Source organism: Streptomyces sp. NPDC006879, assembly GCF_042869595.1.
Classification (GTDB): domain Bacteria; phylum Actinomycetota; class Actinomycetes; order Streptomycetales; family Streptomycetaceae; genus Streptomyces.
The window spans coordinates 21,950-32,264 of record NZ_JBIAGC010000008.1 but is presented as its reverse complement, the minus strand read 5'-3'; the positions used below and the strand labels follow the sequence as shown (position 1 = coordinate 32,264).

The window sequence follows — 10,315 nt, the reverse complement described above, 5'->3', positions numbered from 1 at the left end:
ACGGCTGGTGAGCTTCACACCAACGAGTCGAAGGTCACCGGTGAAGGTGAGATTTCGGGCAAGGGTGTCGAGGACAAGGACCCCTGGAACGGTCTGCCCCCGAAGATCACCATCCTCAAGAAGGACGCTGAGACGGGCGAGGTCCTGAAGGGCGCCGTCTTCCAGCTGTGGCGTGAGTCGAACGACACTCCCGGTCTCCAGAGGACCGGCGAGGAGGCCGACACCAAGGTGGGCACGGCCTGCTCCACCAGCGATGAGGGTGTCTGCGACTACACCGCGAAGGAAGGAACCTACTACCTGGAGGAGCTCGCGGTACCCGAGGGCTACCTCCTGCCCGACGAGCCGGTCTTCGGACCGTACGAGGTCACCAAGAGCACGACCGAGCTCAAGGTGACCCTGTTCAACAAGCCGGGTGAGCACGACAAGAAGGGCAAGAAGGGCAACAGCCCTCACTGAGTTAAAGGGCGGCGGTGGTCGGGCATCCCGGCCACCGCCGTCTGCGCGTTCTCGTATTCCGATCTGGCGAGGAGCCATCCATGCCGTTCCGTACAAGTCGCTCTCGGCGATGGCCGATCGCGCTCTTCTCACTCACGGCTTTCGGCGCGGTTGGTGCCCTGGCCGTCTTCCTGCTGAGCGGGTCAGACCGGTCGGCCAGTCGGCCCGTGACCACTACCGAGGCCCAACAGCTGGCGCTGGTCCGCTTCAACCTCCATGACGCGGGCACCGTTCGCGTTGCACTCACCTTGCCCTCTGCTGACGGCATGACGACAGTGGTGGGCCTCGTCGACTACCGGACCCACCACGCGGTGGGACGCTTCACCACCGACACCGGAAGCGGTCGACGCAGTAGCCTGCTCGCCTGGGACGGCTCTGGCCTCGCAGTTGCTTCTTCAGGCAAGGAAGAGGCCGAGAAGTACCACGATGACGCCGTACAACTCGCGCGAGCCGCTGCTGCCGTCAACCCCCGTGCCTGGTCGGCCCGCGCCCACACCTCCAACCCGCTGGACGTGGCCCTGCGTCTGGTGATCGGACTGGGCCACGACCGGCCCGACAACGCTCAGTTGTTGGCACAGTCCGGCCCCCGCCGCCTGGGTGAGGAGACCATCAAGGGCGTCGACTACACGATCTTCTCGGGTCCTCGCCCCCGCCCGACAGCCGCCCCGCAGGTGGGTACGGCCGTCCGAGGGGCCGTACCCAGCGGAAGGTCTCCGCTGACGTACTGGGTGGACACCGCCGGGCGGTTGGGGCGGCTGGAAGCGCAGCTCGCGTCCCTGGACCGCCCGGCTCGCTGGGAGCTTGCTCCCGCCCCTCGCGGGGCGAAGGTGCCTTCTGAACCGTTCGGCTCTCAGTAGTGACGCCCCGCGGTCTCCTGTGGACAGCCTCGGGCGGTCGCGAGGCGGCCCGTAGGCCCCCTCGGTGCACGGTTGCTCCGATTGGAGGCGACGACGAGTGTGCGGTGGCTGACCTACCAAAGGTGGGCGGCAAAGGCGTCTATTCTGCCGCTGGCCAGGTCGTGCGCAGCAGCGACGACCAGGCGGTTCCGGCTACCCGCATAATCTGGTCAGCGAAAGGCCGATGGTGAGAAGACTGAACTGGGCCGCTGTCAGGAGGGTCATCGCAATCGGTGTGGGGCTGCTCGTGGCCGCCCCTGGAGGATGCGGCGTTTCACTGAGAAGACCTCACTGGCCAGTCAGCTAGTGGCCCTTCCCGGACTCGGCAGACCAGCCCTAACGCGCCACGCGATAGCGGAGGTAGACGACCTTCGAAGCGAAGGTGCGGGTCTGGACGAGTTCGAGATCCGCCCGGCGCCCCTGCTGGGGGAAGAACGGAATACCGCCGCCGACCAGCACCGGATAGACCCTGATGCGGTACTCGTCGATCAGACCCAACGAGGCTGCCCCGGCAGCGAGAGTCGCGCCTCCGATCGCGATGTCGCCCTCCCCCGGCTCGGATCGCAATCGCTCGATCTCCTGCCCCAGGCCGCTGGAGGCCAGGCGGGCATTGCCCTGCACCGCCGAGAGCGTGGTGGAGAAAACCACCTTGGGGAGGGGTTTCCAGAGTGCGGCGAACTCGAGGGTTGAGAACTCGAGTGACGGATTCTGGTCGACGGTCTCCCAGTACAGCATCGTCTCGTACAGCCGACGCCCCAACAGATGGACGTCGATCCCGCGCACCTCGTCGGTGGCGAAGCGAAAGATCTCCTCGTCGGGCGCAGTCCAGTCGAAGCCGCCGTCCGGCCCGACGATGTAGCCGTCCAGGGAGACGCTCATCGAATAGGTCACGCTGCGCATCAGGTCTCCTCCTCGGCGGTGGGTTTGACGGGACGACGGCCCGATGGCGCAAGGGGTCACCACGGCGGGCGAGATCCCCTGGGCCAAGTCGCCATCTCGTTGAGAACGCCTCACTGATATTCCAACTCGCCTCCCGGCAGCGGAAGCCCGCTGTCTCCTGGACTCGTCGCGCGCAGCCCTTCGTCAGCCGTGCTCCGGTCTGCCGGCAGCTTGTCATCGGTGGCGTGCTGTTGTGGCGAGGCCCATCACCGGGCCTGCTTCGTCTCCCCAGCGTCGGGCGGAACCACGAAGAGGATCGATGGCCGCGTGCCCCGCCAGCAATTCCGGATTGCCAAGGGGCAGGGCTGGGTGAGCTATTCCGCTTTGGGCAAGGGATAGCTCTTGAGGTCAATTACTCCCGGCAGGTTCAGTGCGGGCCTGGCGGGTTCGTGCTCCGGGTCGGTCATCTGTGGTTGCTCTTTGGGCGCGGGGACCACTTTGAACGAAATTCCCTGCGGCACTTCGACGGACCTCGCGGTGCCGGCTGGTTCAAGCGGCAGGTCCTGGGAACCGCAGGTTGTCACGACGCGCGGTAGGGGGCTGGGGCTGGTGGTCAGGGAGTCCTCAGCCATGAAGCAGTTCCCGCCACTGCGGCGAGCCGCGAGAACGAGTGCGACACCGTTCCTTCCGAAGGAGTTATCGGCAATCTGATTGCCCTTCACGGGGTAGCCTTGTACGTCACGCAGGATGAACTCGGCCACCTTGTTTCCTTCGATGCGGTTGCGTTGAAATACGTTGTCCGATCCGCCGCCCACCCCGATTCCGATGCCGAAGCCTCCGTCAGCTTGCTCGGGACTCATGTTGTCGTTGTTGTCCACGACCGTGTTTCCGACCACGTGCGCGCCGTGCTGGGGGCCGAGCGCCTCCAGGTCGTTGGAGTTGATGGTCATGCCCACGCGGTTGCGGCGAGCATTGTTTGCCACGATGTGCAGGCCGTTTGATGCGTTGGTGACTTCGATCCCGATCGCGTTGTGCTCAAGAACGTTATTTCGTACTACGGTATTGCAGGGGTCGCACTGGCCTACGTAGATTCCCGAGTCGGCGTGCCCGGACCCGTAAGAGTTCTCGATGACTCCGTTTTTGGCGTCGAAGGCGTAGATTCCGTAGAGCGCGTTGTTGTGGGCGGTTACGTTTGAAGCCCTGAATCCCTTGATCGGTGGGAACTTCTTGGTGTCCAGCGGATCGTAGGCCGATCCTCCGGCTCCCGAGCCCTGCAGTTGCTCGTCGGTGACACCGGTGAAGAGGATTCCGTTAGCCATGTGGTGACGGACGGTGATGTTTTCGACAACGGAGGCCGCTCCTGTGACAGTGATTCCGTTGGCGCGCTTGAACTCGCCGTCGATCACGGTGTGGTTGCGGTCCTTTCCGCGCAGCACTACCCCGGGGTGTCGAATCGAGATGCTTTCGCGATAGACACCCGAGGAGACCAGGACCATGTCACCTGATCGGGCGGTATCCACTGCCTCTTGAATGGTGGAGTACTGTTCCGGTACCCGCAATACGTGTGAGCTGCGATCACTTCCGGGGCGGGGATCGGGGGTTGAGGCAGCGCATGACACCACGCTCACCAGCATTCCAGTGCCCAGGCACGTCCACTTCACGACAGGTGACGTGGCGTACCTCCTGAATCTTTTCTTGGCGCAGGTCGTCATGGGGATGAGGTATATCTTCTCTTGCCGGCCATGTCACATCCGGGGGCAGGACCTCAAGTAACTCATTTTATCTGAGGAGATGTGATGTCTTCATCGCTCACACCACGCCGCACTGTGCTTCTCGCCGCAGCGGCGGCGCTCGCCGGAGTTCCCGGATGCGGTGCATCTCGGGAAGCCTTGCTCGATGATGCGTCGGCAGATCATTTGGGGCAGCCGGGAGTGGTCGATGGGCAGCCGAGTAGCGTCATTCTGGCCGGGTTCGACCTCATTGAAGGAGCCCAGGAACGGGCTGCGTTCGGTAAGGCCCTGTCCATCTTCCGCTCAGGTCAGACGTCTGGTGTCGAAACCACGATCGCAGCCGGTTCCACTCTTTTCCGGAAGCTGGGTGTGGGAGACCCGGACGGGATGCAGCGACTCCCTGGATTTCCAGGAGAAAGGATTGACCACCGCAGTAGTGACGGCGATGTGATCATCCAGGTCTGCGCAGGAGGCATCGATCCGTGCCGCCGCCTCGTTGATCAGTACGTGAAGGAATCCTCACGAATCCTGAAGTGCCGATGGCGGCAGAGCGGATTCCTGCCCGCGCACTCGGAAGGTGAAACACCGAGAAACCTGTTCCGCTTCAAGGACGGCACGGAGAATCCAGTGAGGAGTGAATTCCCCAAGTGGGTGTGGGACGACCGCGGGGGCACCTTCCTGGTCTACAGGAAAATCCATATGGATGTCGATCGCTTTCTCTCGTTGCCGACCGACAGGCAGGAAAACATTATTGGCCGTCACCGCAGAAGCGGAGCGCCACTGGGATCGGAGGAGGAAAAGGATCTCGTTGACCTTTTCGCCAAGACCTCCAGCGGGCGCTACGTGATTCCCGTGGACTCACATGTTCGCCTGGCTCACTCGCGCTCCGACAGGGGGGCGCGGATGCTTCGCCGAGGGTACTCCTACGACGCTGGAGGCGGAGACCAGGGTCTGCTCTTCATCGCCTTCATGCGTGACCCCGCTCTTTTCGTGCGTGTGCAGCAACGCCTCGCTGGCGCAGATGCGATGAACGAGTTCATCGAACACCGGGCGTCAGCGGTGGGCTACGTGTTGCCGGTCGCGGTGCTTGAACGGTTCCGCAACGGTGACTTCGGTGACTGAGTCGAACAAGGTAGGAGTCTTTGCGGGGTGGGTACGCCGATCGCCGCAACCGCGGCCGGGCGCTGACCACGTTCCGGGAACCGCCCGCAGATCGAGCCTCCTCCGCGCACCGCGGGGGCGGCTCCCGTCGAGTGTTCTACTCCATCCAGCCCACCCTGGAGGTTGGTTGGGGAAGGGCACGGCCATACTCGCTTCGTGAAGAACACCAACACGGGAACCTCCAGGTCTCGCCGCAACTTTGTTGCGGCCTCGGCGGCCGGTCTGTTGGCGGCCACCGCCGAGGCGGTGGCCGCTCCTTTCACTTCGCACGTGCCCCTCTTGGGCCCGACGACTTCTGGCGTCCTGGACACGCGGCTACCGCCGAGCGGGATTTCCGCCCTGTCCTGGTTGGTCGCTGACGCCACGTCGGGTGATGTCCTTGCTTCGTACCAGCCCCATCGTCGACTGGCCCCGGCCAGCACGTTGAAGGCCCTGTTCGCCATCACCGTTCTGCCTCAGCTCGATTCCAGTTCGCTGTACAGGGTGTCGGCGTCCGACCTTCGGGAAGTCCCGGCCGGGAGCAGCGTCGTTGGACTGCAAGCGGGAAGGCAGTACTCTGTCGAGGATCTTTGGCGGGGGGTGTTCCTGCGTTCGGGCAACGACGCGGTCCATGTGCTGGCGAGGATGAACGGCGGTTGGAGTAAGACGGCCGGAGAGATGGAATCGCGTGCGCGTTCTCTGGGTGCCAGGGACACCACGGTCGTATCCCCGGACGGCTTCGACGCGCCCGGTCAAGTCTCCAGCGCTCATGATCTTGCTGTGTTCGGCCTGGTGGGTCTATCCGTTCCGGAGTTCTCCGCACACTGCTCCACAGCGCGGTGTGTCTTTCCCGACGGCGGTGGCATCGGCAAGCAGGTCAGCCTCATCAACACGAACCGGCTCCTGAGCGGAGCCAACGGAGTCGTGCCGTACCCCGGGATCATCGGTGTGAAGAACGGATACACCTCAAGGGCAGGGAACACCCTCATCGCAGCCGCCCGGCGGAGCGGACGCACGATCGTGGTCACCGTGATGAACCCGCAGTCCGGCAAGGCCAACGCCGTCTACGAGGAAGCCCGCACGCTGCTCGACTGGGGTTTCGCAACCACGGGCAAGAGCGCGATTGGGCGGCTCCCCGTGACTTCTGGGGCTCTTGTAGGCGCCGCTGCCTGATGGCGGCCCGAGCGCCGAGAGCGACCGACGGACACGATTGCTCGGGCCGGTAGGTGCGCCGCGTCCACACGGTCCTCCACCCGTCGCGGCCCTCATCGAGTCTGGCCCGCCCACCGTCTGGAAGCCGATGATGGTCCCTGGAGAGGCGGCTAAGGGGCCGGGGCCGGACGCTGATCGATGAACTTCCCGGCCGTCCTCAGTGCGGGGAGTTGAGCCGACCTCACGGCCGTGCGCAGCGGTGGCCGGTCAACACCGTCGCAAGCGCCCAGGTGGCGGGCCGCGTCCTCACGCGGGTTCCCTCCGGCCGCTGAGGGAGCGCAGGGGTGGTCGGCATGAGGCCTTCACCCATCCGGACTCGCCCGGCTTCCCTGCGCAAGGGTGGGCAAGCAACATCGGTGCCATGCCGATGCGGCCCAAGGAACACCCCCGTGAGCAGGAGGAACAATGTTGCGCGCCCCTCTCGCTGTCCTGCCTCAAGCAGCAACTGTCTCTCTGCGCAGGAAGACCCTGGTCGCCGTAGTGGCCGGCGCCGCTCTGCTCATACCGCAGACGCTTGAAGCATCGTATGCCGCCGAAGGTCGCACGGCGGCTTTCGAGCAGGCTGAGTGTGTGGCAGACACCGGCCCGTACCAGCGCGACCTGGAGGAGTATCTCGGCCTGACGGTGGACGGTCGTCAGTCGGTCTCGGACTGTGAGGCGATCCGCCGTTTCCAAGAAGGTGAGGGAGTCACCCCTGCTGATGGGTACGCCGGAGTCGCTACCTATCGGACGATACTCGTTGTCGAGGCCAGGAAGAACCCGAACGCCGACGGTGAATGCCCCACGGTGAGAGGGAAGGTCGCTTGTGTCGACCTCGCGCGCCAGATGCTGTGGATCCAGGAGGGGTTCGACGGGGGCGTCATCTACAGGCCGATTCCGGTGAGGACGGGGCGCAAGGGTCTGGAGACCCGCGGGGGCATGCACAGCGTGTACTGGCGGAACAGGGAGCACCACTCAACGATTTACGACGTGCCCATGCCCTACGCTCAGTTCTTCGACGGTGGGCAAGCGCTCCACGGAACCACTGACGATCTCTTCCAGAGTGGTTCGGGTGGATGCGTCAACATGTACTACCACCATGCTGCTGAGGTGTGGGACCTCCTGTCGTTGGGCGACAAGGTCTCGGTGTTCGGAGTGAAACCGGGTACGAACCCCCGCTCAGTGGAGGCCTCAGGCGATGCTGGAGTGGACGAAGAGGGACGTTCTGTCTTGACGGACGACCAACTCGTCATCGAGGGGATGCGGGAAATCGCCCGTCCACGGTGAAGAGCAGCCGCGGCGGGGGTTAGTGCGGTGGCGTGGGTGGTGCGGCCGACCGGGCGGATGTCGGGCGGCGGAGAGGGATCTTGCACGAAGGGCACGCCCTCGGAGATCGCCGCGACCTAACCCTCAAGGCCGGGTGTGGGCTTGGAAGAGCTACGTCGACCGGTTGTCAGAGTGCCCCACGCTCCCCACGACCCCGGTGCGCTCGTTCTTCCCGGGCGAAGAGCTTGGAAGTGAGGGCAGATCATGAGCGACCCCGAAGGCGCCCGGGAGGGCCCCGAAGCTCCGACCGAGGTGGTGCTCGACCGTGGCGGCCTGGACACCCTCGTGCAGGTCCTAAGGCAACGCGGCCGGACGGTGATCGGCCCTGTCGTGCGAGACGGGGCGATCGTTCTCGACGAGTTGGACTCGGCCGCCGCGTTGCCCTACGGCTGGGGGGTGGAGCTGGAGGCCGGACGGTACCGGGTCCGGCCGAGGCAGGACGGGGCAGCCTTCGCGCACAGCGCGGGGCCGCAGTCGTGGAAGTCCTTCCTGCACCCCGAGCGCGTCCGCCAGTGGTCTGCGGACCGTCGGCAGGACGGTGGGTTCACCGTGAGCGAGGAAGCCCAAGGCGACGTCGCGTACGCGTTCCTCGGGGTGCGGCCCTGTGACCTGCGGGCCATCCAGATCCTGGACCGAGTGATGTCGGGCGGCCGGTACCGGGATCCCACCTATCTGTCCAGACGGACGGGCGCCTTCTTGATCGCGGTCGAGTGCTCCGAGCCGGGCGAAACCTGCTTCTGCGTCTCGATGGGCGCCGGCCCGGCCGCGGAGCCCGGGTACGACCTCGCCCTCACCGAAGTGGTGGACGGCGACGGCCACCGCTTTCTGTGTCGGAGCGGGAGCGAGGACGGAGCCGCGGTCCTCGCGCTGCTTCCGACCCGCCTCGCCGACGACCGTACCCGCACCGCTGCGGCGCACGGGGTGCGCGAGGCCGCACAGCGCATGGGGCGTTCCATGCCTCCGGTGGACCTGCGCACCCTGATGGGGGGCAGCCTGGAGGCGGAGCGCTGGGACGATGTCGCCGCTCGATGCCTGAGCTGTGGCAACTGCACGATGGTGTGCCCCACTTGTTTCTGCACCACCACCGAGGACGTGACCGACCTGACCGGCGACCACGCCGAGCGATGGCGGCGCTGGGACTCCTGCTACGACCTGGACTTCTCGCTGCTCCACGGGGGAGTGGTCCGCTCCACCCCGCGCAGCCGGTACCGCCAGTGGCTCACACACAAGCTGGGTACCTGGCACGAGCAGTTCGGGAGCTCAGGCTGCGTCGGGTGTGGGCGCTGCATCGTCTGGTGCCCCACCGGCATCGACCTCACCGAAGAGGCCCACGCCCTCCACCGGGAGGCCACGCAGGCAGAGAGCGCGCGATGAGGCCGTCTGGGGGCGGGCCCGGGGCGGTGGGGGTGCTCGCCCAGTTGCTGCCGGAGCACCTCGCGAAGCTGATGGTACTCGCCCGTGAGATGGGGCTGCCCGCCGACAAGCGGATCTTCGAGGAGGGTGCGGAAGCCGACCGCTTCTGGATCATCCGCTCCGGAACGGTGGTGCTGGACATCCACGTGCCCGGTCGGGGTCCCGTAGTCGTCGAGACCGTCGGTGCGGGCGGCCTGCTCGGGTGGTCGTGGCTGTGCCCGCCGCGACAGTGGCACCTAGGGGCACGGAGCAGGCACCCCCTCCAGGCTTGGGAGTTCGATGCAGGTGCGGTGCGTGAGCTGTGCACCGCAGACACGGATCTGGGTCTGGCTTTGGTCACCCTCGTCGCTGAGACCATCGGAGACCGTCTCAGAGCCACCCGCACTCGGCTCCTCGACCTCTACGGCCCTCAGGGGTCGCCAGGGAGCCGATCAGTATGACCTTGACGCCGCTACCCCACCGCATCGCGGACCGCCGACAGGAGACGCACGACACGCTCACGCTCGCGCTGGAGCCCGACGGGGAAGCCCTCGGCCCCTTCGCCCCCGGCCAGTTCGCGATGGTGAGTGCCTTCGGCGTCGGCGAGATCCCGGTGTCTGTGTCCAGGACCGCGGACCCGCGGCGGCTGACCCACACCATCCGCGCCGTCGGTGCCGTCTCCCGCGCGCTGTGCGCCATGCCCGTCGGGGCGTGGGTCGGGGCGCGGGGCCCCTTCGGCACCGGCTGGGACATGACCGCAGGCCTAGGCCACGACCTGCTCGTCATTGCCGGTGGCATCGGGCTCGCTCCGCTGCGCCCCCTCGTCGACGCAGTTCTGTCCGAGTCCCAGGCGTACGGTCGGCTGAACCTCCTCGTAGGTGCCCGAACACCCGACGACCTGCTGTACCAGGGCGAGCTCCCCTGTGGACGAGAGCCGTTCGGCGCCGTCACGGTCGACCGGCCGTCCGGGGGCTGGAACGGTCGGGTCGGTGTTGTCACCACACTGCTCGCCGAAGCCCGCTTCGCCCCGTCGGACACCGTCGCGTTCGTCTGTGGTCCCGAAGTCATGATCCGTGCGACGGCCCGCACGCTGATCCACCAAGGAGTACCGCCCCGACCGCATCCAGGTCTCCCTCGAACGCAATATGCGCTGTGCCACCGGCCATTGCGGCCACTGCCAACTCGGGCCCTTGCTGCTCTGCCGCGACGGCCCGGTCGTCGGCTACGACCAGGCCGCGCCCCTGCTCGCCGTCCGGGAACTATGAG

The 10,315-nt window shown here is 66.0% G+C and carries 9 protein-coding genes and 1 pseudogene; 8 read left to right on the top strand and 2 right to left on the bottom strand.

The annotated features are described in order from the left end of the window. Both ACFYMC_RS08880 and ACFYMC_RS08875 read left to right on the top strand, forming a co-directional pair. On the top strand, positions 1-456 hold a 456-nt coding region (locus ACFYMC_RS08880), incomplete at its 5' end, for a prealbumin-like fold domain-containing protein (protein ID WP_388520996.1). Positions 457-536: 80 nt separating this feature from the next. Then, positions 537-1,352 carry a hypothetical protein gene (locus ACFYMC_RS08875; protein WP_388520992.1) on the top strand — a complete coding sequence of 272 codons (816 nt, stop codon included), beginning with the start codon at positions 537-539 and terminating at the stop codon, positions 1,350-1,352. A gap of 375 nt (positions 1,353-1,727) precedes the next feature. Here ACFYMC_RS08875 and ACFYMC_RS08870 read toward each other — a convergent pair whose 3' ends face one another. Together ACFYMC_RS08870 and ACFYMC_RS08865 are read right to left on the bottom strand one after the other, a co-directional pair. Further along, a complete protein-coding gene (locus tag ACFYMC_RS08870) occupies positions 1,728-2,291 on the bottom strand; it encodes a dihydrofolate reductase family protein (RefSeq protein ID WP_388520990.1) in 564 nt (187 codons plus the stop codon). Between the two features lie 353 nt (positions 2,292-2,644). Then, entirely contained in the window at positions 2,645-3,766 is a 1,122-nt protein-coding gene (locus tag ACFYMC_RS08865; RefSeq protein WP_388520987.1) for a right-handed parallel beta-helix repeat-containing protein, read from the bottom strand. A 300-nt stretch (positions 3,767-4,066) separates the two neighbouring features. Between ACFYMC_RS08865 and ACFYMC_RS08860 the strand changes: the two genes are divergently transcribed. The 6 genes and pseudogenes from ACFYMC_RS08860 to ACFYMC_RS08835 all read left to right on the top strand — a co-directional run bounded on the left by ACFYMC_RS08860 (position 4,067) and on the right by ACFYMC_RS08835 (position 10,314). Next, on the top strand, positions 4,067-5,122 hold the full coding sequence (locus tag ACFYMC_RS08860; protein WP_388520984.1) for a Dyp-type peroxidase: 1,056 nt from the start codon (positions 4,067-4,069) through the stop codon (positions 5,120-5,122). 195 nt (positions 5,123-5,317) lie between these two features. Then, positions 5,318-6,313, top strand: a complete 996-nt coding sequence (locus ACFYMC_RS08855) for a D-alanyl-D-alanine carboxypeptidase family protein (RefSeq protein ID WP_388520981.1) — start codon at positions 5,318-5,320, stop codon at positions 6,311-6,313. Between the two features lie 444 nt (positions 6,314-6,757). Continuing rightward, complete coding sequence (locus tag ACFYMC_RS08850; RefSeq protein WP_388520978.1) at positions 6,758-7,618, top strand: L,D-transpeptidase; 861 nt, start codon at positions 6,758-6,760, stop codon at positions 7,616-7,618. 243 nt (positions 7,619-7,861) lie between these two features. Beyond that, on the top strand, positions 7,862-9,031 hold the full coding sequence (locus ACFYMC_RS08845; protein ID WP_388520976.1) for a 4Fe-4S dicluster domain-containing protein: 1,170 nt from the start codon (positions 7,862-7,864) through the stop codon (positions 9,029-9,031). Next, a complete protein-coding gene (locus ACFYMC_RS08840; protein WP_388520974.1) occupies positions 9,028-9,510 on the top strand; it encodes a cyclic nucleotide-binding domain-containing protein in 483 nt (160 codons plus the stop codon). The genes ACFYMC_RS08845 and ACFYMC_RS08840 overlap by 4 nt, the downstream gene beginning before the upstream one ends. Further along, positions 9,507-10,314 (top strand): annotated as a pseudogene (locus ACFYMC_RS08835) (FAD/NAD(P)-binding protein). Before ACFYMC_RS08840 ends, ACFYMC_RS08835 begins: the two are co-directional and overlap by 4 nt. Position 10,315 lies beyond the last annotated feature (1 nt).

Coding starts and splice junctions, on each gene's coding strand:
- ACFYMC_RS08845 (WP_388520976.1), top strand. CDS start 7,862: ATGAGCGACCCCGAAGGCGCCCGGGAGGGCCCCGAAGCTCCGACCGAG.
- ACFYMC_RS08860 (WP_388520984.1), top strand. CDS start 4,067: ATGTCTTCATCGCTCACACCACGCCGCACTGTGCTTCTCGCCGCAGCG.
- ACFYMC_RS08850 (WP_388520978.1), top strand. CDS start 6,758: ATGTTGCGCGCCCCTCTCGCTGTCCTGCCTCAAGCAGCAACTGTCTCT.
- ACFYMC_RS08870 (WP_388520990.1), bottom strand. CDS start 2,291: ATGCGCAGCGTGACCTATTCGATGAGCGTCTCCCTGGACGGCTACATC.
- ACFYMC_RS08840 (WP_388520974.1), top strand. CDS start 9,028: ATGAGGCCGTCTGGGGGCGGGCCCGGGGCGGTGGGGGTGCTCGCCCAG.
- ACFYMC_RS08865 (WP_388520987.1), bottom strand. CDS start 3,766: ATGGTCCTGGTCTCCTCGGGTGTCTATCGCGAAAGCATCTCGATTCGA.
- ACFYMC_RS08875 (WP_388520992.1), top strand. CDS start 537: ATGCCGTTCCGTACAAGTCGCTCTCGGCGATGGCCGATCGCGCTCTTC.